Raw genomic sequence first — 26,654 nt, 5'->3', positions numbered from 1 at the left:
CAAAATTTCCAGGGTGGCTGAACCCGTTTGCCAGTGTGCGTCGCGAGGGCCGTTTGGGCGCGATGCTATCGGCCGCCGTGGCCACCATGGCCGCCGCCGCCGCCACCGCCGCCACCGCCGTGACCGCCGTGACCGCCGTGACCGCCGTGACCACCGTGGCCACCGCCACCGCCGTGACCGCCGCCGTGACCCGGCGGACGGCTGGGCGGATAACCACCAGGCGGGCGCACATGTACTGGCGGATAGCCCGGTCCCGGCCCATATGGCGGACGCTGCGCCCAGCGTCCCTGGTCGTGGTACCAAGGCCGCCCGCGATAGTAGTTACCCCAGTAGGAGCCGATGGAGAATGTGATGATGGGAAGGCCAATCACGGTGCCGTAGTTCAGCACAGGAACACTGCCGCCCTGATAGGCGTACCCAAGCTGCCCGGCATAGACCCAGCCACGCAGGTTAGGCAGCGCCACGTCGCACCATGTGTACTGGCTGACGCACCCCATCACCGTGAGCGGCACGCCGCCGGACAACTGCGCCACCACCGGGTAATCCGGTGCGGGTCCGGCACGCAGGTAGACGGGGGCGGTGGTAAAGGCTTGGGCAGGCTGCGCAAGCGCCACACCGGGCGCGGCCAGCAATGCGGTGATTCCTGCTAGAACGCACTTAACAGCCACTCGGCGCATCAAGGCCTCCGCGGCCGCTGTTGATTGCGGTTTACCCCACCACGTGCCAAGGCGAGACGGAGAACGCCACCATCAGAACGGAAACGATGGCGGGTGCACCGTATTTGATCGCGAGCGATTGGGAGAGTGTGCCGAGCAGGACATAGAGGCACACCAAGCCGATCGCGCACATGAACACAAGGCTTTGATAATCTTGCATGGATGTCTCCTTTAGTCGTTATATTTTTAACGTTATTTCTAATGACATCGTCCGTACTTAGGTACTTAGCAACAGCCTTGAGCACGATCAAGCCCATATTAAGTCTGGTCAATCGTGAATGCCAGAGGGTATACGCGCACCTTCCTTTGCGTGTGCCGAATACATTCCACTCATTCCATCGGAGCGAGACACAAATGAATTTCATCAGAACACGCTTCGCGTCGCTGGCTGGCGCACTGGTTTTGGGCTGCATTGGCACGGCATATGCGGCAGGCATGCAAGTGTCGTCCGCATCGTTCGCGGATGGGGCGACGATCCCTACGCTGCACGGCAACAATACGTCCGATTGCGGCGGCAAAGGCGTGTCGCCGCAGGTGTCGTGGTCGAATCTTCCCGCCGGCACCAAGTCCATCGCGGTGCTGCTACTGGATCCTGACGGCAATATGGGATTAGGCAATTCGCATTGGGTTGCCTACAACATCGCCGCCGATCGCGGTCAGTTGAAGGAAGGCGAGGGACAGGCCGATGGCCATGGCATCACCGTTGGCAAGAATGTCCGGGGCGAGCCGATTTATCGAGGACCTTGTCCGCAAGCTGGTGATGCGCCGCATCATTATGTGTTGACCGTCATCGCCACAGACCTTGCGCCAACCGCGCTGCCGCCCGGCCTGAACAGGGACGAACTGATGCAGGCGCTAAAAGGCCATGCGCTTGGCGGCCAAAGCGTCATTGGAAGATATGCGCGCTAAAAAGGTGGCGTATCTCATTGAGCGCACCTTTCATGAACAGGAGGCTACGGGCATCAGGCCATCAACAATAACGCTCGGAAATAGCCCGCGGCAATTGCCACAAAAGCAATACACCATGACCCGCCACGCTGGCGTTGCGCGAGTGTTGCCCGCGCGGTGCCCGCCATCACAGGGCTGCAACCAACGCCAACACCGCCACCACCACTAACGCGCCAACGTGATGTCGAACATCACGCAATGATGCTTGGCGCGCTCGATCCCCTCGCTATGATTTCGTGCTGCTGCTGCTGCTGCTGCTGCTGCTGCTGCTGCTGCTGCTGCTGCTGCTGCTGCGGGCAAGGCGCATCGTCGCCGCATGCGGCGAACTCGCCGTTGGCAACGCGTGCCGTAAAAAATCCCTTTAGTTATGATCCGGCGCGTCGCACGGCGTGCCAGGCCCGGCAGCATGAACGCTTGCGTAAATTCAGAGGAGTTGCATGATGGCCAAACGTATCCTGATAGTTGGCGCCGGTTTCGCCGGTATGTGGAGTGCCCTGAGCGCGGCGCGCCTGATCGATCTGCATGGCCAGAAGGATGTGGAGATCGCACTGATCGCGCCTCAGCCGGAACTGCATGTGCGTCCGCGCTTCTATGAGGCAGGCGCTGCGCGGATGAAGGCGCCGCTGCGCGACATCTTCAATGCGGTTGGCGTCAGGTTCATCCAGGGCACCGTCGAGCGGATCCATGCGGACCGCAATGAAGTCGAGGTGGTTGGCGTCGATCAAGCGAGGTCCACGCTGTCCTATGACCGCCTCGTGCTCGCTACGGGCAGCCGCCTGGTCCGCCCGCAGATCCCGGGCTTGGACAAGCATGTGTTCAGCGTGGACCAGATCGATGAGGCGGCCGAGCTGGAGGCGCATATCAAGCGCCTTGCCGATCATCCGGCATCGGCCGCGCGCAATACCATTGTGGTGGCCGGTGGCGGCTTCACCGGCATCGAGACCGCGGCCGAAATGCCGGCGCGCCTGCGCGAAGCGCTGGGTGAGGACGCCGTGGTGAACGTCATCGTGGTCGATCGCAATGACGAGGTGGCCGCCGAGCTCGGCGCCGGCCCGCGTCCCGTCATCACGCAAGCGCTTGAAGAGCTTGGCGTGACCTGGCGGCTAGGCGCGTCGGTGGCGTCGGTCGACGAGAACGGCCTGACCACGGCGGACGGCGAGCGCATCGATGCCAAGACGGTGATCTGGACGGCGGGCGTGCGCGCCAGCGCGCTCACGCAGCAGATTCCCGCGCAGCGCGATGCATTCGGCCGCTTGCATGTGGACAGCAACCTGCGCGTCAAGGGCGTGGATGCCGTGTTCGCCACCGGTGATGTCGCATATGCCGCCACGGACGATGACGGCAACTATGCCGCGATGTCGTGCCAGCACGCGCTGAACCTTGGCCGCTCGGCGGGGCACAACGTTGCCGCGGATCTGCTCGGCCTCGCACCGATCCCCTACCGCCAGCCGCGGTACGTCACCTGCCTGGACCTGGGCCCGTGGGGCGCGGTCTACACCGAGGGCTGGGAGCGTGAAGTCAAGCTCGTTGGCGCGGACGCCAAGGCGCTGAAGGGCCGGATTAATTCCGAATGGATCTATCCACCCAGCGCCGATCGCGCGCAGGCACTGGCCGCGGCCAATCCCGATCGCACCGTGGTAGCGTAAATCCGCTGCGTTGGCTGGCCGGAATCGCGCTCGCCGAGCCTAGTCTTTGTCTGCCGTATCGCGCTCGCCGCGCCGGTGGGTGGCGCGGTCGGCGAGCCATCGCACTACGTGCGGGCCGAAGTTGGCTGGCGCCTTGACGAGGGTCCGCTCGGCGAGATCCGCGAGCGTGTGCTTGGCCAGTTCCTGCCGCATGGCCTTTTGTGCCGCCTGCATGACGGCATCGATGGAGCAGGTGCCACGGGTGGCCCAGGCGGGCGGCGATGCATCGAACAGCGCGCAGCGCTCGCGGATCTCGCGGCAGTCGAACAGCGCCTTGTCGCCGTCGATAGCTTGCACGACATCCATGACCGTGATCTTTGCCGCCGGCCGCGCCAGCGAGAAGCCGCCGCGAATGCCTTCAGTGGCCACGACCAGGTTGGCCTTGGCCAGCTTGGTGAACAATTTGGCGAGGTATTCGGCAGGGACGCCCTGCAGCTCGGCCAGGTCGCGCACGCTGGCTTCCTTGACGCTTGCCGTCGGGTCGGCGAGGAACAGGAGGCAGTGCAGTCCGTATTCGACGCCCGTGCTGATGTGGGACATGGCTTAACTAAGATAGATTGAATCGTAGTTCAGCCTATGCAGATTCAGTGCGAAGCGCAAGCGTCGGGAACGGCCAGCAGGCGCGGCCGCATGGCCACGCAAGGAAGGCTGCGCACAGGACTCAGGCGATCGTATCCACGACCCCGCCGTCCACGCGCAATGCGGCGCCGGTGGTGGCCGAGGCTTGCGGGGAGCAGGCATAGACGATCATGTTGGCGACTTCTTCGACGCTGGCGGCACGCTGGATGATCGAGGTGGAACGGTGTGTCTTGACGAAGTCCGCAGCCACGGTTTCGGCGGATTGCCCCGAGCTTGCAATGGCATCCTTGAGCATGTCGGTGACGCCCTCTGACAGCGTGGGGCCTGGCAGCACCGCATTGACGGTCACACCGGTACCGGCAAGCCGCTTGGCCAGCCCGCGCGAGACCGCGAGTTGCGCGGTCTTGGAAAAGCCGTAGTGGATCATGTCGGCGGGGATGTTCAGTGCCGATTCCGACGAGACGAACACGATCCGTCCCCATTTACGCTCGGCCATGGAGGGCGCATAGGCCCGCGACAGCCGCACGCCCGACATGACGTTGGTTTCGAAGAAGCGGGTCCATTCGCTGTCGGGCGTCTCAAAGAAGTCCTGCGGCTGGAAGATGCCAAGGTTATTCACCAGCACATCCACCCGGGGATGCGCCGTCACCAGGCGGGCGCAGACCTCGGGGTCGGCAAGGTCGCCGACGAAACCCGTCACGTCAGCGCCGGCAACAGCGGCGCGCAACGCTTGCAGGGCCTTGTCCACCGTGGCCTCGCTGCGCCCGTTGACGATGACGCTGGCACCCGCGCCAGCGAGTCCCTTGGCCGTTGCGAATCCGATGCCGGCGGTGGATCCTGAAACAAGGGCGATCTTGCCCGTGAGATCAATTTTCATGGCCATTCCTGGTTATGGCTGGTTAGCCCGGTAGGGAGGCCTGCCGAGCGCAGGCCGACTGACCTAGTGTATTGGCTCCATGGATTTCGGCAAGGCCCGTCGCTTAGAGGCCATTTCCAAAAGATGCTGGCGTCGTTGCGCGGCCTTGGCCGATCCACTTGTACTTGAGGTAAGGGGGTAAGGGGGGCGATGTTGGTTTTTGGACCCAACAGCCATACGACATCCCCCTGCGGGGGCTGCCGGTCACTCTTCTTTGCGTCGGCAAAGAAGACTAACGAGAAGAAAGCCGACCCTGCCGGGAGCAGAGCAATAAGGCTCTCGAATATCGGTGGTTTCGTCGTATGGCCCTGAGTGCCGACGGGCTTCTGCCGGTACCGGCTTGACTGACCACGAACCTGCCGGCCTCCGGGATTCGTGGTGCGGCCCCCGGTAGCAGACATCACTTGCTTCAAGCCGTCTGTCGCTCGCGCAGTGGCCGGCCACGAAGTTGCAGGCGCACCGGTTCCGTCGTGGGCGCGGTGGCACCGGGTTGATATGCCCAAGGCCTTGACCACCGCGCCCGCCCCACCACGAAACCATTGACAGGCGATGTCTCGTGGTGCTTCGCGCCGGTAACGGCAGATTGGCGAATGGGCAAGGATTCCGCTACCGGGGGCCGCACTACGAATCCCGGAAATGGGCAGCGTCGTGGTCAGTCAAGCCGGTACCGGCAGATGCCAATAGAACCGCTGGCCATACGACGAAACCAGCACCCTGCGCACCCGCGATTGCTCTGCGCCCGGCAGGGTCGGCTTTCTTCTCGTTAGTCTTCTTTGCCGACGCAAAGAAGAGTGACCGGCAGCCCCCGCAGGGGGATGTCGTATGGCTGTTGGGTCCAATAACCAACGCCGCCCCGAAACGTAACGACACCCCCCAAAGCCCCCTTTTGCCGGGGCTTGGATTGCGGCCGTGCTCCCGCACGATGAAGGCGCTGCCGCGACGCTGCCATCCGGCAAGAATCCCCCGAGTGCAGAAGTTGCGATCGGCGATCCACAGTTCGGCCGGCTGGGCCGATGCGAGCAAAGTCTCCACATTGACTCTGGTTTCTGTTCGAGAACACGGAGGGTGTCCTAATTTTCGTCACCTTGAAAGGGGTGCCTCTCAGGTGGCCACGCGTACCAGTTCCACGCGCCGGTTCTTGCCGCGGCCTTCCTCGCTGGCATTGTCGGCAATCGGCTTGCTGGCGCCAAAGCCCTCGGCACGCACGCAGGACTTGTCGACGCCCTTGGCAATCAGTGCGGCGGCTACGGCTTCGGCGCGCTTCTTGGACAATTGCTGATTGTGTTTTTCATCGCCGACATTGTCGGTATGCCCATCGATCGACAGCTTCAGCGTAGGCGCCTTGTCCAGGAGCTTGCCGATTTCGTCGATGACCGGCTGGTCGTCCTGGCGGATGGCCGCCTTGTCGGTATCGAAATTCAGGTAGAGCGCGATATGGCCCTTTTCATCGAGTGCCTTTTGCATGTCGTCGGCCTTGACCAGGCCCACCACGGTCTTCATCTGGCCTTCCGTGACCGTGATGATCTGGGTGTAGCCGCCACCGACAAACAGGCCGATCCAGACGTTGCCTTCCGGCTTGCGGATCAGGTAGTAGTCATAGCTGTCGGGGCTCATCGCCACGCGCATCTTGTTGACGATCAGGTCGCCCAGGTCGTTGTTGTTCTGGGCCAGCATGGCGGGGTTGGTCGGCAGCATGGCGCTGACCTTGACGCCGCCCAGCGCCTTGATGACCGCTTCGTAATTGCGTTGCGCGGCGAGGTCGGAAAGCTTCGCGTCCGAGTTCATGAAATGCCGGTTTTCGTCGCGTCCTTCGACCGGCAGGAGCTGGCTGCCGGCGATCACGTAGATGCGGTCGAATTCGGAGCTTTTGACAAACTTGTGGCCGTCGATCAGCCCGCTTGGCCAGTCGATATAGGGGAAGGGCGGCAGCTCGGCAGTGGACATCGGCACGCTTGCGATATCGAACCTGGCGGCGGCCGGAACTGCGGCTGATGCGGTGGCAGGAGCCGGTGACGTGGCCGCGGGAGCCGCGGCCTGATCGCTGGCCGGCGCAGTTGTATCGTGTTTTTTCTTGCAGCCCGACAGCGCGAGTACGCCGACGAATGCAACGGTACAGCCGACTTTCAACCATGCTTGCATATTGTCCGATCCGTGTATGTTCAAGTCGATGAAGCCCGACTCATCGGTAAATTCGCTGAGCCGGATTCTACGCGGGGTTGGTGTCAATGCCGCGCCGATGTGGCGAAAGCCTCACCGGCCTCGCATGCCTCCCGGGCCGGCTTGCCGGCCTGCCTGGGCGCGCTCTTTCGGTCCACGTACAATCGCTGTTTTTACTTGATCCCAAGGGTCCCACATGACCACTATCGGCACCCCTCTCTCGCCTGGCGCGACCAAAGTCATGCTGCTGGGCTCCGGCGAGCTCGGCAAGGAAGTCCTGATCGCGCTGCAACGCCTCGGCGTTGAAACGATTGCGGTGGACCGCTATGCCGATGCGCCCGGCCAGCAGGTGGCGCACCATGCGCGCACTATTTCCATGAGCGACCCGGACCAGCTCAAGGCGCTGATCGAGGCCGAGAAGCCGGACCTGGTGGTGCCGGAGATCGAGGCCATTGCCACGCAGATGCTGGAGACGCTGGAAGCCGCCGGCGTGGTGCGCGTCATCCCCACGGCGCGCGCGGCGCGCCTGACCATGGACCGCGAAGGCATCCGCCGCCTGGCCGCGGAGACGCTCGGCGTGCCCACCAGCCCCTACAAGTTCTGCGACTCGCTGGAAGAGCTGCGGGCCGCCATCGATGGCGGCATCGGCTACCCGTGCGTGGTCAAGCCGGTGATGAGCAGCTCCGGCAAGGGCCAGAGCAAGATCGACGGCCCCGCCGACGTCAAGGCCGCATGGGACTACGCCATGGCCGGTGGCCGTGTCAGCCACGGCCGCGTGATCGTGGAAGGTTTCATCGACTTCGACTACGAAATCACGCTGCTGACGGTGCGCGCGATCGGCGCCGACGGCCAGGTGGAAACGCAGTTCTGCGAGCCGATCGGCCACGTGCAGGTCAGCGGGGATTACGTGGAAAGCTGGCAGCCGCATCCGATGCATCCGGCCGCGCTGCAAAAATCCCAGCAGATTGCGCAGGCGGTCACCGCCAACCTGGGCGGGCAAGGCCTGTTCGGCGTGGAACTGTTCGTCAAGGGCGAGCAGGTCTGGTTCAGCGAAGTCAGCCCGCGTCCGCATGACACCGGCATGGTGACCATGATCACCCAGTGGCAGAACGAGTTCGAGCTGCACGCGCGCGCCATTCTCGGCCTGCCGGTCAGCACCGCGCTCAAGAGCCCGGGCGCCAGTGCGGTGATCTACGGCGGCGTGGATGCCAAGGGCGTAGTGTTCGACGGCGTGGATGAGGCGCTGCGCGTGCCGCAGACCGAGCTGCGCTTGTTTGGCAAGCCAGAGAGCTTCACCAAGCGCCGCATGGGCGTGGCGCTGGCGTACGACGCCGATGTGGAAGCGGCCCGCGTGCGCGCCAAGGATGCGGCGGGACGCGTGAAGCCGCGCGTGGCAGGCTGAGCGTATTGCGCGAGGAGGGAGAGAGCCCACGCGCGCGCGCTCGGTATCAGCCCTCCCAATCCTCGACGCGCAGGCCAGGTACGCGTTGAAACTCGCGGGTGTTGTGGGTGACAAGTGTCAGGGCTCGGGCGCGGGCCTGGCCCGCAATCAGTACATCGTAAGGGCCAATTGGTGTGCCGGCTGTGGCTAGCGCCGCTCGCAACTCACCGGCGTGACGCGCATCTTCGCGGTCGAAATCCAGCACCTCGAATTGCAACCCTTCGACCCGAGCGAGGTTTTCCGTGGCGCGTTGGCTCTTGAACGCGCCATAGAATAGCTCGTGCGCCACAATGGCCGGGATGCCGAAATCTTGCGGCTGGTGTTGCCGCAATCGATTCAGAAAGCCTGCGTGACCTCTCAGGAGCGCAATGACGGCATTGCTGTCGAGCAGGAATTTCACTTAAAAAAATCCAGTTCTGGCCGGCTCTGATCTGCGGGCTGTTCGCTTGCCGCCTGCGCGAAGTCTTCGTCCAGCGGGCCGACGATGGGATCCAGCCACGCCCAATCGCTGGCAATAGGCTCCAGGATGATGGCGTTGCCATGGCGGCGAATGCGCACCTCGCTTGCCTCGAAACGGAAGTCTTTCGGCAAGCGTACGGCTTGTGATCGCCCAGACCAGAAGATTTTCGCGGTATCCATGCCGCACTCCTGTTGAGTGAGATATGCCAAAAGTATATGCCGGAGTGCCGAGGCGTTCAATAGCGATTAGTGATTTATGATGCCTATTGATTGGCCTCTACCAGCCGAATTCGTTCAGACACTGCATTCCCCGATCACATCGCATGGAGCCAACCGTCATGACCCTGCATATTGGCATTGTTGCCTGCTCCGCCGAAGGCGCCGCGCTTTGCTACCGGACCATCTGCATGGAGGGCGCGCGGCTGCTCGGGCCGCATGCGCATCCCGAGATATCCATGCATACCCCGTCGCTTGCCGAGTACGTCAAGCACCTGGATCGCGGCGACTGGCAGGCCGTAGGTGAGTTGATGCTCACCTCTGCCAGGAAGCTCGCTGGCATGGGCGCGGATTTCCTGATCTGTCCCGACAACACCATTCACCAGGCGCTGCCGTACGTGGTGGCGCGTTCGCCGCGGCCCTGGCTGCATATTGCCGAGGTGGTCGCCGAGAGCGCGGCGGCGCGCGGCTTCACCCGCCTGGGCCTGACGGGAACGCGCTGGCTTGTCGACAGTGAGGTCTACCCCGAAAAGCTTGCCGCGCGCGTGCTCGGCTTCATGCGGCCGGACCCCGCCGAGCGCGATGAAATCAATCGCATCATCATGGACGAACTGGTGGGCGGCATCGCCACCCCGGAAGCACTCACTTACTTTCAGCGGGTTATCGGGCGGATGAAGTCACAGGGTTGCGATGCGGTTGTGCTCGGCTGCACGGAAATCCCGCTGATCGTAAACGATGCCAACTCGCCACTGCCGACGCTGGATTCCACGCGGCTGCTGGCGCAGGCGGCACTGCGCAGGGCGGTGCAAGGCGCATCTTGATGCCGGGCAAGCTGGCGCGTTCACGCGTAGTATTGGCGGGCCCTGCAACACATCAGGAAGCCCAGCCATGACCAGCAAGCCCATCAAGATCCCGGGGCCCGATCATCCGATCGTGATCGAGGCAAACCCCGCGCGCGTCGTCGTGGCGCTCGGCGGCGTCGTCATTGCCGACACCCGCAGCGCGCTCACGCTGCGCGAGGCATCCTACCCGGCGGTGCAGTACATTCCGCGCAAGGATGTCGATATGTCACTGCTGGCCCGCACGGACCACGCCACCTACTGCCCGTACAAAGGCGAGTGCGCTTACTACAGCATCCCCGCGGGCGGTGAGCGATCGGTCAATGCGGTGTGGACTTACGAGGCGCCGTATGCCGCCGTCGAGGCCATCAAGGACCACGTGGCTTTCTACCCCAGCCGTGTCGATGCCATCGAGCAGCAGCAGGGCTAGCCAGTGAACGCCAGGGCCGCGCGCCTGGCCAGAACCGCTTCGCTTCATGTTGAGGCGGCCTCTTAGCCGCGTGGCACGTCATGGACGAACTGCCCGGCGCTTAGCGTGTTGACCTTGTCGCCCGAGATATCCATCAGGATGCGGCTGCGTTCCGGGGACATATACACCGTGATGTACTGGACCGGCCGCGACTCCGGGTCATGCAGCAGGCGCACCAGCTTGAGCAGCGGCGCGCCAACCTCCGTGCGCAGCCAGCCCGCGTAGGCGGGGTCGGCCGCCTGGGCCGTGATTTCCTGCACCACGCGGCCGAATTTCACCCCCTGCGCCATCAGGATCTCGTAGAGCGCGTGCTTGCGCAGCGCCGCTGCCGACACGCGCTTGCCCAGCGCGGCGGGAACCCATGCATCCGTCAGCATCACCGGCGTGCCCTTGATGCTGCGCAGGCGCAGCGCGTGCACGGCTTGTTCGCCCGGGGTGAGTTGCAGCAGTTGGGCAATGTCCGCCGGCGGCACGGCAGTGGTCACCTCAAGGACCTCGACGTCCGTCTCCAGTGCTGCTTTGCGCAGGCCGTCGATCACGCTAAGGCTCGGGCTGCTGCGCCCCGCCGGCATGTCCGCTCGCACAAAGGTGCCAAGGCCATGGCGCCGCTCCACCAGCCCCAGCGCCGCCAGCTCGGATAGCGCCCGCCGCACCGTGATGCGCGAGACGCCAAAGCGCTCGCACAGTGCTTCTTCTTTCGGCAAAGCCCCCGTTTCCGCATAGACGCCGCGCGTGATTTCATCGCGCAGCACGAGAAAGAGCTGCCGGTGCAGTGAGGTACCGGGCATATGGCCCAGCGTAGAAGGGGAGTCGGTCGTGCGCGGCATGAGGTGACGGTTTAGTGGCGTGGGCAGCATAGCACAACGGTCCAGCGGCGAATTTCCCGATTCTTGACGGAACCGGTAAGTTGTATCTAGAATATAAACACATAAACACAGGGTGACGGTAGACAACCCGTTCCCCTCCGCGCTGATGCTCACTCCGTACGCATTCCGTCACCCACCGCAAGCACACAGGACCCGTCCATGACCCTCGCAGCTATCCTTCGCCAGCGCCTGCAGGTGCCCGGCATGATCATCGCGCCCGGCGCTTACGACGCCATCGGCGCGCGCCTGATCGAGCAGGCCGGCTTCTCCGCTTGCTACATGACTGGCGCCGGCACGTCGGCGGCGCGCGGCTTCCCCGATTTCGGCCTGCTGACGATGAGTGAGATGGTTGAAAACGCCGCGGTGATGGCGCGCTCCGTGTCGATCCCGCTGATTGCCGACGCCGACACCGGCTACGGCAATCAGCTCAACGTCACCCGCACCGTGCGCGAGTACGAGGCCCGTGGCGTGGCGGCGATCCATATCGAGGACCAGGTTGCGCCCAAGCGTTGCGGCCATCTGGATGGCAAGGAGGTGGTTTCGCGCGTGGAGTTCGTCTCCAAGATCCGCGCGGCGGTGCAGGCGCGCCGCATGCCGGATTTCGTCATCATCGCGCGCACCGATGCGCGCGCCATGCTCGGGCTGGAAGAGGCTATCTGGCGCGCCAACGCCGCACTGGAAGCTGGCGCGGACCTGGCCTTCGTGGAAGCCACGCAGACCATCGAGGAAGTCGCGGCAGTGCCGCGGCTGGTGCGCGGCCCTTGCCTGCTGAACGTGGTGCCCGGCGGCCGCACGCCGATCTTCGACCTGCGCGAGGCCGAGGCCATGGGCTATAAGCTGGCCATCCTGCCGGGCCTGATGCTCAAGGCCGCGATCCAGGCGGGCGACGAAGCGCTGGCCGAGCTCAAGGCCACCTTTACCGCGCCAGGCGTGTCGGCCAGCGTGGGGCAGACCTTCCGGCGCTTCGGCGCTGATGAATGGGATAGCCTGCGCCAGCGCTTCAATGCCGGCGAGCGCGCCACCAACCCCGACGCGCCGGCAAGCGCAAAGGCTTGACGATGGCGCGCACTCTCTTTGACAAGCTCTGGGACGCGCATGTGGTGCGCGAACTCGGCGATGGCTGGGCGCTGCTGCACATCGACCGTCACTTGCTGCACGATCTTTCCGGCCCGCCGGCGCTGGCCGAGGTGGCGGCACGCGGCTTGCCGCTACATGATCCGGCGCTGGTGTTCTCCACGCCGGACCACGCCGTCTCCAGCCAGCCCGGGCGCGATGGCAATACCCATGTGCCGGGCGGGCGCCTGTGGTCTGCGCTGCGCGAGCGCTCGGCCGCGGCGGGTGTGACGATGTTCGACCTTGGCCAGCCGGGGCAGGGCATCGTCCACGTGATGGGCCCAGAGCTTGGCATCGTGTTGCCCGGCCTGACGGTCATCTGCGGCGACAGCCATACCTGTACCAATGGCGGCCTGGGCGCGATGGCCTTCGGCGTGGGCTCGTCCGAGAGCACGCACGCGCTTGCCACGCAGACGCTGCGCCAGCAAAAGCCGCGGCGCATGCGCATCCGATGCGACGGCGTGCTGGCCGAGGGCATCACCGCGAAGGATCTGGCGCTGCATATCATCGGCCGGCTCGGCGCGGCGGCTGGCGGCGGCTATGCCATCGAGTTTGCCGGCACGGCCATCGAAGCGCTGGAAGTGGAAGGGCGCCTGACGCTGTGCAACCTGAGCGTGGAACTGGGCGCGCGCTTTGGCATGGTGGCGCCCGATGCGCGCACCATCGAATGGCTGCGCGGCCGCCCGTATGCGCCCACCGGCGCGCAGTTCGACGTCGCGGCCGAGTACTGGCGCACGCTCGCCACCGATGCCGGCGCCGCGTTCGATCGCGAAGAGGTGATCGACGCCGCCGCCGTGGCGCCCACCATCACGTGGGGCACCAGCCCCGAGCACGCGATGGCGATCGACGGGCATATCCCCGATCCGGCCGCCGCCAGCGACCAGGCGGCCAGTGCCGCCATTGGCGCCGCGCTGGATTACATGGGCCTGGCACCCAATGCCCCCATCGCCGGTACGCCGGTGGACTGGGTCTTTATCGGCTCCTGCGCGAACTCGCGCCTGTCCGACCTGCGCGCAGCGGCCGCCGTGGCGCGCGGGCGGCGTGTGGCCCCGGGCGTGACCGCCTGGGTGGTGCCGGGCTCGGAGAACGTCAAGCGCGCGGCCGAGGCCGAGGGGCTGCGCGCCGTGTTCGAGGATGCGGGCTTTGCCTGGCGCGAGCCCGGCTGCAGCATGTGCGTGGCCGCCAACGGCGAGCAGGTGCCGCCCGGGCAGCGCTCGGTCTCCACCTCCAACCGCAATTTTGTCGGGCGTCAGGGGCCAGGCGCCCGCACGCATCTTGCCAGCCCCGCGATGGCCGCCGCCGCTGCGGTCACAGGCTGCATTGCCGACGTACGGAAACTCACATGACCATGCAACCCTTTACGGTCGTAACGGGCGCTGCCGTGCCGCTGTTGCGCGCCAACATCGACACCGACGTGATCATCCGCATCGAGCGGCTCACCGCGTTGCCGCGCGAGCAACTCGGCCCCTACGCGCTGGAAGCGCTGCGCTACCGCGCCGATGGCAGCGAGGACCCGGGCTGCGTGTTCAACCAGCCGGCGTTTCGCGGCGCGCCGGTACTGCTGGCCGGCGCCAACTTTGGCTGCGGATCCTCGCGCGAGGGCGCGGTGTGGGCGCTGATGGGCCTGGGCGTGCGCTGCGTGATCGCGCCGAGCTATGGCGATATCTTTTACAACAACTGCTTCCAGAATGGCGTGCTGCCGATCCAGCTCACCGCCGAAACGGTGCAAGCGCTGGCCGCGCAATGCGCAAGCGGCGCGCCGGTGCGGGTGGACCTGGCGAGCGCCACGCTGACCGCGCCCGATGGCGCGATCGTCGCGTTTCCCGTCGACCGGCTGCGTCGTGAAGCCCTGCTGCACGGGCTGGACGATATCGGCCTTACGCTCAAGGACGACGCGCTGATCCGTGCCTGGCAGCAAGCCGATCGCACCCGCCGGCCCTGGGCCTGGACGGTGCGCCGGCAAGACGTGGCATGAACGCCCGGTTGCAGCATCCACTGTTGCTGCGCGCAGCCGGCCTGCTGCTGCGCGGACGCCACGCGGGCGATGGCAGCCTGGCTTGCAGCGACGCCGTGCTGGGCGCATTGCCCCACACGCTGGCGCTGCACAGCGCGTCGTTTGCCGATCACGGCGCGATGCCCGTGCGCCACGCGGGTGCGAGCGTGGGCGCCAACTGCTCGCCTGCGCTGGCCTGGACGGGATTGCCGGCAACGGCCACGCACTGGCTGTTGATGGTCGAGGATCCGGATGTGCCGCTGGCTTCCGCCATCGTGCACGCGCTTGCCTGGGGCCCGGCCTCGGTCGGCGCGCTGGCCGAAGGCGCGCTGTCGCGCGCGCCGCTGCCGGGCGGCGTGACGCTGGCCGTCAACGGGCTGGGCCATGCAGCTTACGACGGCCCCCGGCCCCTGCCGGGACACGGGCCACATCGCTACGTGTTCCAGCTGTTCGCGCTTGCCGCCGAGCCGCCAGCCGGTCTTGCGCGCGAAGCGCTGATGGCGTGGCTGCGCGCGCATGCCATCGCGCGGGGCCGGCTCGATGGCGTGTTCCAGCGCGACTGGCGTGGCCGGCCGCTGACTCCAGCGAGCGTCGCGCCGGCTTGAGTGCTCGCACGGCTAGCCGGAAACACCACGGGTTACCACTAAAAAATACGGAGACAACATGCCATCCCTGATCCAACGACAAACCAGGCGCCGAGCCGTCGGCCCGCTCGCCATCGGCGCGACACTGCTGTCGGCCGGCACGCTAGCCGCCGCCAGCCCTACTGCCAGCCCCGGCGCATGGCGCCCGGATCGTCCGGTCACACTGGTGGTCCCCTATAGCGCCGGCGGTGGTACGGACGCCACCGCGCGCGCGGTGTCCAAGCCGCTTGGCGTGCTCTGGGGCCAGCCGGTGGTGGTGGAGAACCTGCCGGGCGCCGACGGCCTGATTGGCACGCGGCGCGTGATGGAGGCGAAGCCCGATGGTTATACCCTGCTGCTGCAGGTGCCGGCAATCGTGGCCACCAGGTACACGCCCGGGTTCAAGGGTGTCGACCCGTTGGCGCGGCTCGACCCCATCACGGCGATTTCGCAGTCGCCCGCCGCAGTGGTAGCCAGCGCCAAGCTGCCCGTGAAGACGTTCGCGGAACTCGTGCAGTACTGCAAGACCGTAGCCAAGACCTGTTCGCTTGGCACCGGCGAAAGTCTAGCGCGCATCTCCGGCAAGCAACTGGCGGCGGAGGCGGGCTTGCCTAACCTCATTGTCGTCAACTACCGTGGCACTGGCGCCATCGTCACGGACCTGATCGCCAACAACGTCAACCTGGCGTTCACCGGCATCACTGCCGCGCTGCCGCACTACAAGGCGGGCACGCTGAAGATCCTTGCCACGCAGGGGCACAAGCGCGCCGCCGCGCTGCCTGATGTGCCTACCACGGCCGAGGCCGGTTACCCGCAGTTCCAGTCGGTCACCTGGTATGGCCTGTTCGCGCCCAAGGACACCCCGGCGGCGATCACGCAGGGCATTGTCGCCGCGCTGCGCGAGGCCGTGAAGGATCCGGAGGTGCAACGGACCGTCGCCGCCGCGGGCGCCGAGCTGGTGGTGAATCCGCCTGCCGAGTTTGCCGCGCAGGTACGCCAGGAAAGCGAGCGCCTGGGGGTGCTGGTCAAGCAGTATCCATTCGAGTAGGGGGACCTGACTGCCAGCCGACTGCGCCAGTCTCCACGTAGCCTCACGTAACGCCACATAGACAGACACACCATGCAAAACCAGGATCAGAATCAGAACGCCGCACCCATGCCGCCAACCGATCCCGACGGGCCCACCGGCAGGCTCGCCCAATGGCTGGCCGCCTTCCGGCTGGAGCAAGCCAGCGCCACCGCGCGCGAGCGCGCCAAGGCGCTCACGCTGGACGGCATCGGCTGTGCCATCGTCGGCGCGCAATTGCCGTGGTCGCGCACCGCCGCCAACATCGTCCGCCAGATGGAGGGGCAGGGGGACCGCACCATCGTCGGCTGGGGGGCGCGCACCAGCGCGCCGGGCGCCGCGCTGCTCAATGGCACCTTTATCCAGGGGTTTGAGCTTGACGACTACCATCCGCTCGGGCCGCTGCACAGCGCCTCGCTCGTGCTGCCCGCGCTGTGGGCCGCATCCGAAGGCGAGAGCCGCGTGTGCGGGCGGCGCTTCCTGGAGGCGGCCATGGCCGGCTATGAGGTGGGCCCGCGCGTGGGCATGGCCCTGCACGGCGCGCAGATGTTGTCGCGCGGCTGGCATTCCGGATCGGTGTTCGGCACGCATGCAGCCGCCGCCGCGGTGGGCAAGCTGCTGGGGCTCGACGCCGCGCGTTTTGAGGATGCGCTGGGGTTGGCCGGCACGCAGTCGGCCGGGTTGATGGCGGCGCAGTACGAGGCCATGTGCAAGCGCATGCACCACGGCTTCGCCGCGCGCAATGGGCTCTACGCGGCGGTGCTGGCGGCGGGCGGCTACACCGGCATCAAGCGCGTGTTCGAGCGCGAGTACGGCGGCTTTCTCTCGACGTTCGGCGAAGGGCATGCGCCGGACGCCGCGCAGATCACCGATGGCCTGGGCGAGCGTTGGGAAGTCGAGCGCATCGTCATCAAGCCGTACGCGGCCATGGGTGGCATCCACGCGCCGCTCGATGCGCTGTTCGACGTGGGCGCGCAGCGCGCGCTCAAGGCGCGGGAGATCGCCGCTATCGAGGTGGATGTGTCGCATGCCGTCTATCACCATGGCTGGTGGGTGCCGCAGCGGCCGCTGACGCCAATCGGCGCGCAGATGAACATCGGCTACGCGCTTGCGGTAGCGGTGCTGGACGGCGCGGCGCTGGTGCCGCAGTTCACGCCGGCGCGCATCGATGCCGACGATGTCTGGGCGCTGCTGCCGCGTATCGCCGTGCGCCACGATCCCGCCTTCGACGCAGGCGGGCAACGGGCACGCGGGCGCGTGCGTCTGGCCGTGACCTTCACCGACGCTCAGCGCATCGAGGTCAATCGTACGGCATCGCGCGCCATCGAAGCGCCGCAATCGAGCGACGAAGTGGCCGCGAAGTACAGGGCCCTGACGGACGGGTTGATTGCGCCGCAGCGGCAGCAAGCCATCGAGCGCATGGTGCGGGATCTTGAGCAGCTCGACGATGTGCGCGACTTGCTCGCCCTGCTTGCGCCGCCGGTGGGCTGCGCGTTCGACTGAGTGCCTGCCGTCAACAAAGAACACCAGGAGTGAGACATGACCCAACGAATCCCCCGGCGTGCCGTGCTGGCCCGGATGGCAGCATGCGCGATGCTGGCCCTATCCAGCCTTTCGGCCGTTGCGCAGGCGCACTGGCCGGACAAGCCGATCCGCCTGGTGCTGCCATTCTCGGCCGGCGGCCCGGGCGACATCACGACGCGGCTGATCGCGCAGGCGCTTGGCCGGCAGCTGGGCCAGACCGTGATTGTGGACAACAAGCCGGGCGCCGGCGGCATCATCGGCGCGGAGTTTGTCGCCAAGAGCCCGCCCGATGGCTATACGCTGCTGATCGCCGGCAATGGCGCGGTCGCCAACGCGTTGTTGCGCGCGAAGATGCCCTACGCCGACGGCGACCTCGTTCCTGTGGTCAGCACCAATGCGGCGCCGTCGGTGATGGTGGTGGGCGCCGGTGCCTCGCGCAAGGACATCAAGGACATCAAGGACCTGAAGGCGCTGCAGGCCTACGGCAAGGCCAAGGGTGGCATCACGTTCGGCACCGCCGGCGCCGGCAGCACCGGGCATTTCGTGGCGGAGATGGTGGAGACCGCGCTCGGCGTGCCAGTGACACTGGTGCACTACAAGAGCGGCTCGGAAACGCTTAACGCGGTTATTGGCGGGCAGATCGACCTGGCGTCCGAAGCCCCGGTTGGCGTGCTCGGCTTCCTGCGCGGCGGCAAGCTGCGCGCGCTGGCGGTGACCGACGACAAGCGCGCGCAGGCGTTGCCGGACGTGCCCACCACGGCGGAGCAAGGCTTTGCAGGCATCCGCATGGAGCACTGGGGCGGCATCTATGCGCCCAATGGCACGCCGGCGCCGATCCTGGACCGCATCGCGCAAGCCACGCAGGCCGCGTTCCAGAGCGATGCCGGCCTGCGCGCGCAGTTCGAGACCTATGGCTACCGCCCCGTGTCGGGCACGCGGATGGAGTTCACGCGTTTTGTGCAGGACGAGAAGCAGCGCCTTGGCAAGATCGTGCACGACGCGCACATGACGATCGATTGAGTGGTTGGCACGGCGCGCTTTAGCGGCGCGCCGGCACTTCCACACGCACCGCCTGGTGCGCCGGCGATTCGTCCTTCATCAGCAGGCGCACCAGGACGGCGCTGAGCAGTGCAACCCCGGCGGCCACGCAAAGAATCCAGGCGAAGCCATCCGCGAAGGCGGTGCGCGCAAGCGGTTCCAGCACGCTGCGCAGCGGGGCTTGCACATCGGCCATCGCGCCGTGCAGGTCGCCGGCAACCACGCGCGGGATGATGTGTGCGGCCAGGCCGGGCACTATCCCCGAGCTTTCCTCATGCGCATGCAGCGCCGTGTCGAATGTGGCTTGGGTACGGTAGGCGAGCAGGCCCCCGAGCAAGCCGAAGGACAGCACGATCGCGCTGAACCGCGTGGTGGTGCTGATGCCGGACGCCATGCCGGAGCGCTCGTGCGGAATGCAGGCCATGATGTTCTTCTGCGTATCGCCGTTGAGCAGGCCCGCGCCGCTGCCGGTGACGGCAATGGCCAGCGCGAAAGGCAGGTAGGACATGGTGACGGCCGCCCACGCGCTCAGCAGGTTGCCGAGGCCGACCAGCACGAGCCCGAACACCAGCATCGACGGCGCGTCCAGCCGTCCCGACAGCTGCACGCCGATGCGCGGAAAGATCAGCATGGTCAGCGCAAACGGCAGCATGGCGGCACCTGAGGCGATCGCCGAGAACCCCAGGCCCGTTTGCAGATATAGCGGGATCAAGGTCATCATCACTTGGGCGCAGGCGGCATAGGCGGCCATGCCGAGCAATGCGCCGATCAGGCGCGGATTGCGCAACAGCGTGAGATCCACCATGGGCCGGCGCTGGATGCGCTCCACGCCGATAAACAGCGCGAAGAGCACGGCCCCGCCGGCCAGCCGCATCTGGGTGTGCGTATCGCCCCAGCCAATGCGGTTGGCCTCGATCAGGGCCCAGATCATCAGGCACAGGCTGCCGCAAAAGCATAGCCCGCCCCACAGGTCGATGCGCGCCGCTCTCGTGTCGCGCGACTCCGCGATATGCCGCAGCACCATGGCGCCCAGCACGATGCCGACCGGCAGGTTCAGCAGGAACACCCAGCGCCATCCCAGCGCCTGGCTGATGAGGCCGCCAAGGCCGGGGGCTACCAGCATGGCCACACCCATGCACGCGCCCCAGAACGCCCACGCCCGGGCGCGCTCGCGCTCATCGTGAAAGGCGTGCGCGATGGTCGCCAGCGCGGAGGTCAGCAGCATGGCCGCGCCCACGCCCTTGACGGCGCGCGCCAGGTTCAGCGCCAGGCTGCTCCCCGCCAGGCCGCAGCCTAGCGAGGCCAGCATGAAGACCGCCAGGCCGGTCAGCAGCATGCGCTTGCGGCCGAACTTGTCGGCCAGGCTGCCCGCGGGCAGCAGGCCGCCGGCAAAGGTCAGCATGTAGGCGCTGACCACCCACTCGATATCGGAGAACGTGGCATGCAGGTCGCTCGCGATGCGCGGCAGCGTGACAGCCACGATGTTGGTGTCCAGGACGATCAGCGCGCAGGCGCCCGAGGCGGTCAGCAGCGCGGCGCGCGAGTTCATGCCGCTCATGCCGGCTCCTGCTCAAACTGCCCTGCCGGCGATATTGCCTGAAATGAAATAAATCCGGATGTGCCGTGCCCGGCGGGCCGTGGGTGCCGCTTTGTCTTGTGCCGCATGTCGTCGCTTCCTGTCGCATTCCTTGATGGGGTGCGGGCTAGGATACGGCGGGCAGGGCCGTGCGTTGTTGCGCCGGCCGTGCTATTTTGTTGCCTGTTAGCTAACAATCAGAAAGTACTCCGAAGGAAAACAGCAAACCGATGGAACTGCGCCACTTTCGCTACTTCATCGCGGTAGCCCAGGACTTGCACTTCACCCGGGCCGCTGCGCGGCTCGGCATTTCCACGCCGACGCTCACCCGCCAGATCCAGGAGATGGAAGCCAGCCTTGGCATTCGCCTGTTCGAGCGCAACCAGCGCTCGGTGGCGTTGACACCGGCCGGCGAGGTGCTGCTGGCGGAAGCGCAAGCCGTGGTGGCGCAGTTCGAGGCCGCACAACTGCGCGCGCAGCGCGAGGCGCGTGGCGAGACGGGCAAGATCCATGTGGGTTATGTCGCCTCGGCGGCCTACTCGGGCGTGCTCCAGCGGCAAGTCGCGGCATTCCGCAAGGCCTGCCCCGATGTGCAGCTGCTGGTGCGCGAGGCGCCCATGGGCACGCTGCCCGAGCAGGTCAGGGATGGGCAGGTCGACATCGCCTATATCCGCTCCCCGATGAACCTGCCCGAGGGCGTGGACGCGCTGCCGCTGGCGCCCGAAGGCTTTATCCTCGCGCTGCACAGCGATTCATGGCTGTGCGGCCTGGCCGAGATCCAGCCCGCGCATCTCAAGGCGGAGACATTCATTCTTCCCGAACAGGTTTCGGGCACGCTGTCCACCGCCGAGCAGGGTGGCTTCGTGCCCAGGCTGGGCCCGCAGCCGGGCGGGCTGGTGGCCGTGCTGGCGCTGGTGTCGCTGGGCGAAGGCGTGGCGATTGTCCCGAACGCCGTGGCCGGCCACATCAGCCTGCCCAGCCTTGTCTACCGGGATATCGCGGGCCTGGAGGTGACGTCGTATCTGTCGCTGATGTCGCGCCAGTACGAGAAGGCCGCGACCATTCGACGCTATATCGAACTGGTGTCGCGGCCCGCGGTTACCTCAGGCCGAAAAAGCCGAGTACAAACAGGACAATGACCACCGCGCCTACCAACCAGACGATGCTGTTCATGACACGCTCCTTGTGCAGACTGTAGCTTGACAATCGCACACGTGGCGGGGCGCGTCTGTACGGTAGCGTTCAGCGGCGTCAGACCACCATGGGCGTGGTGGCGCCATCGACCGACAGGATGGCGCCCGAGATATAGCTGGCGCGGGGCGAGGCGAGGAACAGCACGGCGTCCGCTACCTCCTCCGGCGTGGCCAGGCGGCCCAGGCCAGTGCGCGCGTTGGCGCGTGCCAATGCCTGCTCCACGGTCGTGCCGCCGATGCGCGCATCCACTTCCATGCCTTGCTGCAGGCGTTCGGTATGCGTGGCCGACGGGTTGACGGCGTTCACACGCACACCCTGCTTGCCGTAGGCATTGGCCAGGCCGGCGCTGGCCAGCATCAGCGCCGCGTTGGCCGCGCCGCCCGCCAGGTGGGCGGGGTTGGCCAGCTTGCCGCCCATGCCCACGATATTGACGATGGCGCCGCGCCCCTGCTGCGCCATGCGCTTGACCACGGGGTCGATCACGTTGATGTAGCTGAAGTACTTGGCGGCCATGGCGTCCTGCCACAGCTGCGGGGTCAGCTCGTCCGGCGGGCGGCGCTTGGCGGCACCGGCGGAGGTCACCAGGATGTCGATGGCACCAAGCGCGGCCACTGCCTCCTCTACCGCGCGCGCGGCCGCGGCGATATCGGTCAGGTCGGCGGACACCGCGACCACGTCCTTGGCGTATTCGCCTTCGCCTTCGGCCAGGCTGGCGCAGGCCTTGGCCAGGTTCTCGGCGCTGCGCGAAACGATGGCTACGCGCGCACCCTCGCGCAGGAAGCCGGCCGCGCAGGCCAGGCCAATGCCGCGGCTGCCGCCGGTGATGAGCACGCGTTGATTGCGAAGTTCGAGATCCATGGTGATGTGTCCTGGCTGGTCAGGGAGCGCGCGGGCGTCGATTGATCAATCAATCAACGGCGGGTCCGCGTGCGTGGCGGGGCGGCTGTCAGGCCGGTGAGACAACAGGGGTGCCATCTTAGCGCGCCCGCGCCAGCCTTGCTGGCGAGCGCTCAATCCCGGGACGTCGTGCCAGCGCGGCGTCAACGCACCTACGCCGGTGTCAGCGCCACATGCACCGCGATGCCCTCGATCGGGTCGAGCACGCCGCGCCAGGGCGCGGCTGCGATGGCTTGCTTGCCGTGGACATAGCCAGCGTTCCAGCGCGCGTCGATGCCGGCGGCGCTGAAGTCGATATCCTTGGTCAGGTCTTCGCCGTCGAACGACGGCGCATTGAGTTCGACCACGTGCATGGTGGTATGGCAGCCCCAGCCCAGCAACGCCTCGACCGCGGGCGTGCTGCGCTCCGCCTGGGGAATGTGCTTGGCCAGTTCGCGGATCACATGCCGCAGCCGGTGCAATTGCCTCTGGTGCTCCAGCTGGGTTTCGGCGCGGCTTGAGTACTGGATATCCCGCTGCCGTCCCATGGCTTGCCAGATGGTGTCGGGCTCCGGGCCTTGCAGGGGCCACAGCTGCACGGCGAAGATCACCGAGCTGCGGCGAGGGTGGTCGTCGAGCACGGCTTCGATCGGCGTGTTGGAGCAGATGCCGCCGTCCCAAAACGCTTCGCCGTCGATCCGGATCGCCGGGAAGCCCGGCGGCAGCGCCGCGGATGCCAGCAGATGCTCCACGCTCAGCGCGGTGTCCCGGTTGGTGTAGTAGCACATCCTGCCGCTGCGGACATTGACCATGCCGACGGTGAGCCGCGTGTGCTTCTCGCTGAGGTAAGCGAAATCCACTAGCGAGAGCAGGGTGTCGCGCAGTGGCGAGACCGAATAGAAGCCGGCCCGCTCCACCCCGAGCGGCACGCGCGTGCCGAACCAGGCCGCCGGGTTTGGCGTGAAGAAGCCAGGGATGCCCTGGGTGAGGGTTGCAAGGTTCGACATCGTGCCGTCGCCGCCCGAGAGCAGGCGGGCTAGTTCTAGCGGCCCGTGGCGGCCCACCTGCTCCCAGAACTGCCGCAGGCGCGGCAAGCGATCCGCAGGCCGGTTGCCTGCCACGATCGAGCCGTTGATGGCGCCGATGGAGGTGCCGATGGCCCAGTCGGGCTCGACCCCTGCCTCGTGCAGCGCCTGGTAGACCCCGGCCTGGAAGGCGCCCAGCGCGCCCCCGCCCTGCAGGACGAAGACCACTTGCTGATCGATGGGCCGACTGGCCGCGCCAGGCGCGTCGGTCGGGGCTGCGGCGGGTTGCGTCTTGCTATCCATGGTGTTCCGGCTCCCGGGTTGTCAGGGGGCGGCCGCGTTTGCCGGTGTTCGCGGCATGAGCGGCCGCCGGACCTGGACGGGATCGTCGTCGACCGCAATGATGACGGGCTTGTCCATGGCCCCCTTGCCGCTTGGTGTGCATCGGCGGCCCTTCAAGCAGACTCAAGGTGCCTGGCCGCCTAGTAAGGCTAGCACCTCGCGCTGTTCTTGCCAGAGCCGTGTTGCCGGTGGGCAAAAGGCGTCACACGCGTGGAGATGCTGTCGTCCTGTGCTTAGCTTTGCTCGAAGGAGATCCGCGCGGCAAAGGCCAGCAGCGCGGCCGAGAAGGACCAGCGCTGGACCGTCTGCGCGCGCGGGCTCCGGCGTAGCCAGCCGGTCAGGCGCAGCGCGCCGAACACGCACGCCAGGTCGAAGGCCACGCCGGTCAGCACCAGCACCACGCCGAGCTCAAGCACTTGCGACCACACCGGCGCGCCATGCGGATCCACGAACTGTGGCAACAGCACGGAACAAAAGAGCAGGGCCTTGGGATTCAGGATGCTGCTGAGCGCGCCCTTGGCAACGGAGGCGCGCAGCCGCACCGGCGGTGCTGCCGCGCCGGTGCCGGCGTGCATCCCGAAGGCCGGGCTGCGGAAGATCTGGACGGCCACATAGGCCAGGTATAGGCCGCCCGCGACGCGGATGCCCTGGTAAAGCCAGGGCGCCGCGCGCAGCAGCGCGGCCACGCCGCATGCCGAGAGCGTGACATGCGCGGCGCGTGCCATGGCAAGTCCGGCGACGGTGGCCAGGCCATGGCGCACGCCCCGGCCGGTGCTGGTTTGCAGCACCAGTGCCATGTCAGGCCCGGGTAAGGCATAGACCACGGCCAGGGCGCCGATGAAGGTAACGAGCAAATGTAGGGAGACCATGATGCATGCGGTGACGAGGGCAACATCATGACCCAGGGGTATGAGGGAATTCTGGCGATTTTATGGGTTAAACCCATATAATTTGGGGGAATCCGCTAATTTTTTCTGGTTTATTGAGGGCTTGCTTTTGGATCTCGACAAAATCGATCGCGCCATCCTGATGGCGCTGCAGGCGGACGGACGCGCCACCAACGCCAGCGTGGCGGAATCCGTGGGGCTGAGCGAGACACCGTGCGCGCGCCGGCTCAAGCGGCTGGAGGCCGACGGCTATATCGAGGCCTATCGTGCGGTGCTGTCCCGCCAGGCCCTGGGGCTTGGCCTGATGGCGTTCACGCAGGTCCGCTTTGGCGTGCACAGCCGTGAGCTCTCCGACCGCTTCGAGCGGGAGATCCAGGCCATCCCGCGCATCGTCTCGTGCCATAACGTGTCGGGCAGCGCCGATTACCTGCTCCTGGTGGTCGCGCGCGACCTGGAGGATTACGGCATCTTCATGCGCGATGTACTGCGCACATTGCCCGGCGTGACGGCGGTGGAATCCATGCTGTCGCTGGGCGAGGTCAAGCGCAATGCCGGCTTGCCGTTGCTATGACGTGACGACGTGATGGCGTTGCAAGGCTTGGCGCCGCATCCGGCTTCAGTCGTCGCGGTTCGCGACCAAGGACAGCTCACGCGCCACAAAGAAGCATAAAAACGCGATGGCCGTGCACAGGATCGCCACGGTGAAGGCCAGTTGCTTGCCGTGCCACAGATCCGAAAACCACTGCGAGAACTCGGCCGCCAGTACAGCAGCCTTGCCGCCGATACGTTCGAGCTGGAAATCATATTGCCGCTTCCACCCGGGGCCGTAGGCCAGGTCGCCGGCCTCGTCGCTCGCGGCGCACAGATAGATCAGGACGCCTGCGATCCAGCCTGCAGCGAGGATCACGGCGCCCAGCAGGTAAATGCGAGCGGGGAGGGACCAGCGCTTGCCCGGTGCGTGCCGTTGTTCCGCGTTGCTCATTGGTGTCCTCTGTGGTGGCCCCTGTGGTTTCCTCTGTTTCCCCAGGTGGCTTCCACGCATTGTAATAAAGGGAGTGTCACTTCCTGCCTGCCCTGCCTCCGAGGGATAAGATCGATCAGTCCCCCGGCTTTAGTCACTCACCCCTTGGGCCAGACCATGCCACATCGATCTCTCCAGCCCGGCACGCTGTGGCCGGCCATCCTGCGCCAGACGGAGCACGCCCTGCGATGTGGCGCGCTGCGTCCTATCGAGACCTTCCAGGCGGGCATCGACGATGGCGGCGTGCGTTTCCTGGTGCGCCAGGTTTCCAGCCTTGCGCGCAAGGACCGCGACAGGGACCAGAGCCAGGCGCGGCAGAAGGACAACGCCGTTCCCGGCAACCAGGCGGGCACCGACCCGTTCCTTCCCTACGACCCGGACCTGTTTGTCGCCGACATCTCCGAGACCCATCTTGCGCTGCTGAACAAGTTCAACGTCCTGGACCATCACCTGCTGATCGTTACCCGCCGCTTCGAGCCGCAGGACGCGCTGCTCAACCTGGCGGATTTCGAGGCGCTGCTTGCCTGCATGGCCGAGTTCGATGGCCTTGGCTTCTATAACGGGGGTGCGGCGGCCGGCGCAAGCCAGCGCCACAAGCACCTGCAACTGGTGCCGCTGCCGCTTGCCAGCGAAGGCCCGGCGTTGCCCATCGCGCCGCTGCTTGCGGCCGCGCGCATCGATGGCGCCGTCGGCATCGTGCCGGGGTTGGCGTTTTCGCATGCGTTCGCGCCGCTGGCTTTGCCGGCGGCCCGCGGGCCGGATCTGGCGCGCACCGCACTTGCGCGCTATCGCGCGCTGCTGGCAGCGGCTGGCGTGCGGGTGATCGATGTGGATGGAGAACCGCAGCCGTTGGCGCCATACAACCTGCTCGTCACGCCGCTTGGGATGCTGATCGTGCCAAGGTCGGCGGAGTCCGTCGAGGGCATCTCGGTCAATACGCTCGGGTTTGCAGGATCGTTCTTTGTGCGGAACGAGGCACAGATGCGCACCATCGAGCGGCTCGGCCCCATGGCGATGCTGCGGCAAGTCGCGGGCCTGGCTTCGGCGTCACCGGCGGCGCCGGGCCAGAAATAAGGGGTAAATAT

The 26,654-nt window shown here is 66.3% G+C and carries 29 protein-coding genes; 16 read left to right on the top strand and 13 right to left on the bottom strand.

Going from position 1 to position 26,654, the window contains the following annotated elements; genetic code table 11:
* Positions 1–65 precede the first annotated feature (65 nt).
* Positions 66–632: an SH3 domain-containing protein gene (locus tag AC1RQC_RS11215; protein WP_492883342.1), complete on the bottom strand. Its 567-nt coding sequence runs from the start codon at positions 630–632 to the stop codon at positions 66–68.
* Positions 633–708: 76 nt separating this feature from the next.
* The gene (locus AC1RQC_RS11210) at positions 709–876 is read right to left on the bottom strand and encodes a hypothetical protein (RefSeq protein WP_006164149.1); all 168 of its coding nucleotides are present in this window, start codon (positions 874–876) and stop codon (positions 709–711) included.
* A 194-nt stretch (positions 877–1,070) separates the two neighbouring features.
* Here AC1RQC_RS11210 and AC1RQC_RS11205 point away from each other — a divergent pair, with 194 nt between their 5' ends.
* The 3 genes from AC1RQC_RS11205 to AC1RQC_RS11195 all read left to right on the top strand — a co-directional run bounded on the left by AC1RQC_RS11205 (position 1,071) and on the right by AC1RQC_RS11195 (position 3,310).
* Positions 1,071–1,625: a YbhB/YbcL family Raf kinase inhibitor-like protein gene (locus AC1RQC_RS11205; RefSeq protein ID WP_492883340.1), complete on the top strand. Its 555-nt coding sequence runs from the start codon at positions 1,071–1,073 to the stop codon at positions 1,623–1,625.
* Positions 1,626–1,900: 275 nt separating this feature from the next.
* Positions 1,901–2,029 carry a hypothetical protein gene (locus AC1RQC_RS11200; protein WP_492883338.1) on the top strand — a complete coding sequence of 43 codons (129 nt, stop codon included), beginning with the start codon at positions 1,901–1,903 and terminating at the stop codon, positions 2,027–2,029.
* A gap of 75 nt (positions 2,030–2,104) precedes the next feature.
* Positions 2,105–3,310: an NAD(P)/FAD-dependent oxidoreductase gene (locus AC1RQC_RS11195; RefSeq protein WP_492883514.1), complete on the top strand. Its 1,206-nt coding sequence runs from the start codon at positions 2,105–2,107 to the stop codon at positions 3,308–3,310.
* Positions 3,311–3,349: 39 nt separating this feature from the next.
* Here the strand turns inward: AC1RQC_RS11195 and AC1RQC_RS11190 are convergent, their stop codons facing one another.
* The 3 genes from AC1RQC_RS11190 to AC1RQC_RS11180 all read right to left on the bottom strand — a co-directional run bounded on the left by AC1RQC_RS11190 (position 3,350) and on the right by AC1RQC_RS11180 (position 6,788).
* Complete coding sequence (locus AC1RQC_RS11190; RefSeq protein ID WP_492883337.1) at positions 3,350–3,889, bottom strand: RrF2 family transcriptional regulator; 540 nt, start codon at positions 3,887–3,889, stop codon at positions 3,350–3,352.
* A gap of 121 nt (positions 3,890–4,010) precedes the next feature.
* Entirely contained in the window at positions 4,011–4,805 is a 795-nt protein-coding gene (locus AC1RQC_RS11185) for an SDR family NAD(P)-dependent oxidoreductase (protein ID WP_492370419.1), read from the bottom strand.
* Positions 4,806–5,945: 1,140 nt separating this feature from the next.
* A complete protein-coding gene (locus AC1RQC_RS11180) occupies positions 5,946–6,788 on the bottom strand; it encodes an OmpA family protein (protein WP_492883335.1) in 843 nt (280 codons plus the stop codon).
* 409 nt (positions 6,789–7,197) lie between these two features.
* On the opposite strand from AC1RQC_RS11180, the gene purT reads away from it, so the two are divergent.
* Positions 7,198–8,403, top strand: coding sequence for a formate-dependent phosphoribosylglycinamide formyltransferase (gene purT / locus AC1RQC_RS11175; protein ID WP_492883333.1), 1,206 nt, complete (start codon positions 7,198–7,200; stop codon positions 8,401–8,403).
* Between the two features lie 46 nt (positions 8,404–8,449).
* Here the strand turns inward: purT and AC1RQC_RS11170 are convergent, their stop codons facing one another.
* Positions 8,450–8,842 (bottom strand): type II toxin-antitoxin system VapC family toxin, encoded by a 393-nt coding sequence (locus AC1RQC_RS11170; RefSeq protein WP_150984262.1) that lies wholly within the window; start codon positions 8,840–8,842, stop codon positions 8,450–8,452.
* Complete coding sequence (locus AC1RQC_RS11165; RefSeq protein WP_492883331.1) at positions 8,839–9,081, bottom strand: antitoxin; 243 nt, start codon at positions 9,079–9,081, stop codon at positions 8,839–8,841. Before AC1RQC_RS11165 ends, AC1RQC_RS11170 begins: the two co-directional genes overlap by 4 nt.
* A 158-nt stretch (positions 9,082–9,239) precedes the next feature.
* Here AC1RQC_RS11165 and AC1RQC_RS11160 point away from each other — a divergent pair, with 158 nt between their 5' ends.
* Positions 9,240–9,938, top strand: coding sequence for an aspartate/glutamate racemase family protein (locus AC1RQC_RS11160; RefSeq protein WP_492374390.1), 699 nt, complete (start codon positions 9,240–9,242; stop codon positions 9,936–9,938).
* Positions 9,939–10,005: 67 nt separating this feature from the next.
* Positions 10,006–10,386 carry a DUF427 domain-containing protein gene (locus AC1RQC_RS11155; RefSeq protein ID WP_492374391.1) on the top strand — a complete coding sequence of 127 codons (381 nt, stop codon included), beginning with the start codon at positions 10,006–10,008 and terminating at the stop codon, positions 10,384–10,386.
* Positions 10,387–10,448: 62 nt separating this feature from the next.
* On the opposite strand, the gene AC1RQC_RS11150 is transcribed toward AC1RQC_RS11155, so the two are convergent.
* Positions 10,449–11,213, bottom strand: coding sequence for a GntR family transcriptional regulator (locus AC1RQC_RS11150; RefSeq protein ID WP_492374392.1), 765 nt, complete (start codon positions 11,211–11,213; stop codon positions 10,449–10,451).
* Between the two features lie 237 nt (positions 11,214–11,450).
* On the opposite strand from AC1RQC_RS11150, the gene AC1RQC_RS11145 reads away from it, so the two are divergent.
* From AC1RQC_RS11145 to AC1RQC_RS11115, 7 genes are all read left to right on the top strand, one after another.
* Positions 11,451–12,347, top strand: a complete 897-nt coding sequence (locus AC1RQC_RS11145; protein ID WP_492374393.1) for an isocitrate lyase/PEP mutase family protein — start codon at positions 11,451–11,453, stop codon at positions 12,345–12,347.
* Between the two features lie 2 nt (positions 12,348–12,349).
* Positions 12,350–13,750 carry a 3-isopropylmalate dehydratase large subunit gene (gene leuC, locus AC1RQC_RS11140; protein ID WP_492374394.1) on the top strand — a complete coding sequence of 467 codons (1,401 nt, stop codon included), beginning with the start codon at positions 12,350–12,352 and terminating at the stop codon, positions 13,748–13,750.
* 2 nt (positions 13,751–13,752) lie between these two features.
* Positions 13,753–14,379 carry a 3-isopropylmalate dehydratase small subunit gene (gene leuD / locus AC1RQC_RS11135; RefSeq protein WP_492374429.1) on the top strand — a complete coding sequence of 209 codons (627 nt, stop codon included), beginning with the start codon at positions 13,753–13,755 and terminating at the stop codon, positions 14,377–14,379.
* The gene (locus AC1RQC_RS11130) at positions 14,376–15,002 is read left to right on the top strand and encodes a YbhB/YbcL family Raf kinase inhibitor-like protein (protein WP_492374395.1); all 627 of its coding nucleotides are present in this window, start codon (positions 14,376–14,378) and stop codon (positions 15,000–15,002) included. Before leuD ends, AC1RQC_RS11130 begins: the two co-directional genes overlap by 4 nt.
* Positions 15,003–15,060: 58 nt before the next feature.
* Positions 15,061–16,068, top strand: coding sequence for a Bug family tripartite tricarboxylate transporter substrate binding protein (locus tag AC1RQC_RS11125; RefSeq protein WP_492883328.1), 1,008 nt, complete (start codon positions 15,061–15,063; stop codon positions 16,066–16,068).
* A gap of 72 nt (positions 16,069–16,140) precedes the next feature.
* Complete coding sequence (locus AC1RQC_RS11120; protein WP_492374397.1) at positions 16,141–17,589, top strand: MmgE/PrpD family protein; 1,449 nt, start codon at positions 16,141–16,143, stop codon at positions 17,587–17,589.
* 36 nt (positions 17,590–17,625) lie between these two features.
* Positions 17,626–18,630 (top strand): Bug family tripartite tricarboxylate transporter substrate binding protein, encoded by a 1,005-nt coding sequence (locus AC1RQC_RS11115; RefSeq protein WP_492374398.1) that lies wholly within the window; start codon positions 17,626–17,628, stop codon positions 18,628–18,630.
* A gap of 19 nt (positions 18,631–18,649) precedes the next feature.
* Here AC1RQC_RS11115 and AC1RQC_RS11110 read toward each other — a convergent pair whose 3' ends face one another.
* Positions 18,650–20,206, bottom strand: a complete 1,557-nt coding sequence (locus tag AC1RQC_RS11110) for an MFS transporter (protein ID WP_492374399.1) — start codon at positions 20,204–20,206, stop codon at positions 18,650–18,652.
* 248 nt (positions 20,207–20,454) lie between these two features.
* Between AC1RQC_RS11110 and AC1RQC_RS11105 the strand changes: the two genes are divergently transcribed.
* Entirely contained in the window at positions 20,455–21,363 is a 909-nt protein-coding gene (locus AC1RQC_RS11105) for a LysR family transcriptional regulator (RefSeq protein WP_492826170.1), read from the top strand.
* Between the two features lie 112 nt (positions 21,364–21,475).
* Here the strand turns inward: AC1RQC_RS11105 and AC1RQC_RS11100 are convergent, their stop codons facing one another.
* The 3 genes from AC1RQC_RS11100 to AC1RQC_RS11090 form a co-directional block, all read right to left on the bottom strand.
* Complete coding sequence (locus AC1RQC_RS11100; protein ID WP_183035589.1) at positions 21,476–22,276, bottom strand: SDR family oxidoreductase; 801 nt, start codon at positions 22,274–22,276, stop codon at positions 21,476–21,478.
* 191 nt (positions 22,277–22,467) lie between these two features.
* Positions 22,468–23,622 (bottom strand): patatin-like phospholipase family protein, encoded by a 1,155-nt coding sequence (locus AC1RQC_RS11095; RefSeq protein ID WP_492374401.1) that lies wholly within the window; start codon positions 23,620–23,622, stop codon positions 22,468–22,470.
* A gap of 272 nt (positions 23,623–23,894) precedes the next feature.
* Positions 23,895–24,530: a LysE family translocator gene (locus tag AC1RQC_RS11090; protein ID WP_492374402.1), complete on the bottom strand. Its 636-nt coding sequence runs from the start codon at positions 24,528–24,530 to the stop codon at positions 23,895–23,897.
* Positions 24,531–24,657: 127 nt separating this feature from the next.
* Here AC1RQC_RS11090 and AC1RQC_RS11085 point away from each other — a divergent pair, with 127 nt between their 5' ends.
* Entirely contained in the window at positions 24,658–25,119 is a 462-nt protein-coding gene (locus AC1RQC_RS11085) for an Lrp/AsnC family transcriptional regulator (RefSeq protein ID WP_492374403.1), read from the top strand.
* A 45-nt stretch (positions 25,120–25,164) separates the two neighbouring features.
* Here AC1RQC_RS11085 and AC1RQC_RS11080 read toward each other — a convergent pair whose 3' ends face one another.
* Positions 25,165–25,530 (bottom strand): hypothetical protein, encoded by a 366-nt coding sequence (locus tag AC1RQC_RS11080; RefSeq protein ID WP_492883325.1) that lies wholly within the window; start codon positions 25,528–25,530, stop codon positions 25,165–25,167.
* A 156-nt stretch (positions 25,531–25,686) separates the two neighbouring features.
* Between AC1RQC_RS11080 and AC1RQC_RS11075 the strand changes: the two genes are divergently transcribed.
* Complete coding sequence (locus tag AC1RQC_RS11075; RefSeq protein ID WP_492374405.1) at positions 25,687–26,643, top strand: ATP adenylyltransferase family protein; 957 nt, start codon at positions 25,687–25,689, stop codon at positions 26,641–26,643.
* Positions 26,644–26,654 lie beyond the last annotated feature (11 nt).

This window comes from Cupriavidus sp. GW822-FHT03E04, from assembly GCF_058801495.1.
Note: the sequence above shows the minus strand (reverse complement) of the source record. Positions and strands in the feature narration are given on the sequence as shown.

Bases quoted from the DNA above. Each gene is read 5' to 3' on its own strand.
- AC1RQC_RS11210 (WP_006164149.1), bottom strand. From the start codon at position 876: ATGCAAGATTATCAAAGCCTTGTGTTCATGTGCGCGATCGGCTTGGTG.
- AC1RQC_RS11205 (WP_492883340.1), top strand. From the start codon at position 1,071: ATGAATTTCATCAGAACACGCTTCGCGTCGCTGGCTGGCGCACTGGTT.
- AC1RQC_RS11195 (WP_492883514.1), top strand. From the start codon at position 2,105: ATGGCCAAACGTATCCTGATAGTTGGCGCCGGTTTCGCCGGTATGTGG.
- AC1RQC_RS11190 (WP_492883337.1), bottom strand. From the start codon at position 3,889: ATGTCCCACATCAGCACGGGCGTCGAATACGGACTGCACTGCCTCCTG.
- AC1RQC_RS11185 (WP_492370419.1), bottom strand. From the start codon at position 4,805: ATGAAAATTGATCTCACGGGCAAGATCGCCCTTGTTTCAGGATCCACC.
- AC1RQC_RS11180 (WP_492883335.1), bottom strand. From the start codon at position 6,788: ATGTCCACTGCCGAGCTGCCGCCCTTCCCCTATATCGACTGGCCAAGC.
- purT (WP_492883333.1), top strand. From the start codon at position 7,198: ATGACCACTATCGGCACCCCTCTCTCGCCTGGCGCGACCAAAGTCATG.
- AC1RQC_RS11165 (WP_492883331.1), bottom strand. From the start codon at position 9,081: ATGGATACCGCGAAAATCTTCTGGTCTGGGCGATCACAAGCCGTACGC.
- AC1RQC_RS11160 (WP_492374390.1), top strand. From the start codon at position 9,240: ATGACCCTGCATATTGGCATTGTTGCCTGCTCCGCCGAAGGCGCCGCG.
- AC1RQC_RS11155 (WP_492374391.1), top strand. From the start codon at position 10,006: ATGACCAGCAAGCCCATCAAGATCCCGGGGCCCGATCATCCGATCGTG.
- AC1RQC_RS11150 (WP_492374392.1), bottom strand. From the start codon at position 11,213: ATGCCCGGTACCTCACTGCACCGGCAGCTCTTTCTCGTGCTGCGCGAT.
- AC1RQC_RS11145 (WP_492374393.1), top strand. From the start codon at position 11,451: ATGACCCTCGCAGCTATCCTTCGCCAGCGCCTGCAGGTGCCCGGCATG.
- leuC (WP_492374394.1), top strand. From the start codon at position 12,350: ATGGCGCGCACTCTCTTTGACAAGCTCTGGGACGCGCATGTGGTGCGC.
- leuD (WP_492374429.1), top strand. From the start codon at position 13,753: ATGCAACCCTTTACGGTCGTAACGGGCGCTGCCGTGCCGCTGTTGCGC.
- AC1RQC_RS11130 (WP_492374395.1), top strand. From the start codon at position 14,376: ATGAACGCCCGGTTGCAGCATCCACTGTTGCTGCGCGCAGCCGGCCTG.
- AC1RQC_RS11125 (WP_492883328.1), top strand. From the start codon at position 15,061: ATGCCATCCCTGATCCAACGACAAACCAGGCGCCGAGCCGTCGGCCCG.
- AC1RQC_RS11120 (WP_492374397.1), top strand. From the start codon at position 16,141: ATGCAAAACCAGGATCAGAATCAGAACGCCGCACCCATGCCGCCAACC.
- AC1RQC_RS11115 (WP_492374398.1), top strand. From the start codon at position 17,626: ATGACCCAACGAATCCCCCGGCGTGCCGTGCTGGCCCGGATGGCAGCA.
- AC1RQC_RS11110 (WP_492374399.1), bottom strand. From the start codon at position 20,206: ATGAGCGGCATGAACTCGCGCGCCGCGCTGCTGACCGCCTCGGGCGCC.
- AC1RQC_RS11105 (WP_492826170.1), top strand. From the start codon at position 20,455: ATGGAACTGCGCCACTTTCGCTACTTCATCGCGGTAGCCCAGGACTTG.
- AC1RQC_RS11100 (WP_183035589.1), bottom strand. From the start codon at position 22,276: ATGGATCTCGAACTTCGCAATCAACGCGTGCTCATCACCGGCGGCAGC.
- AC1RQC_RS11095 (WP_492374401.1), bottom strand. From the start codon at position 23,622: ATGGATAGCAAGACGCAACCCGCCGCAGCCCCGACCGACGCGCCTGGC.
- AC1RQC_RS11090 (WP_492374402.1), bottom strand. From the start codon at position 24,530: ATGGTCTCCCTACATTTGCTCGTTACCTTCATCGGCGCCCTGGCCGTG.
- AC1RQC_RS11080 (WP_492883325.1), bottom strand. From the start codon at position 25,530: ATGAGCAACGCGGAACAACGGCACGCACCGGGCAAGCGCTGGTCCCTC.
- AC1RQC_RS11075 (WP_492374405.1), top strand. From the start codon at position 25,687: ATGCCACATCGATCTCTCCAGCCCGGCACGCTGTGGCCGGCCATCCTG.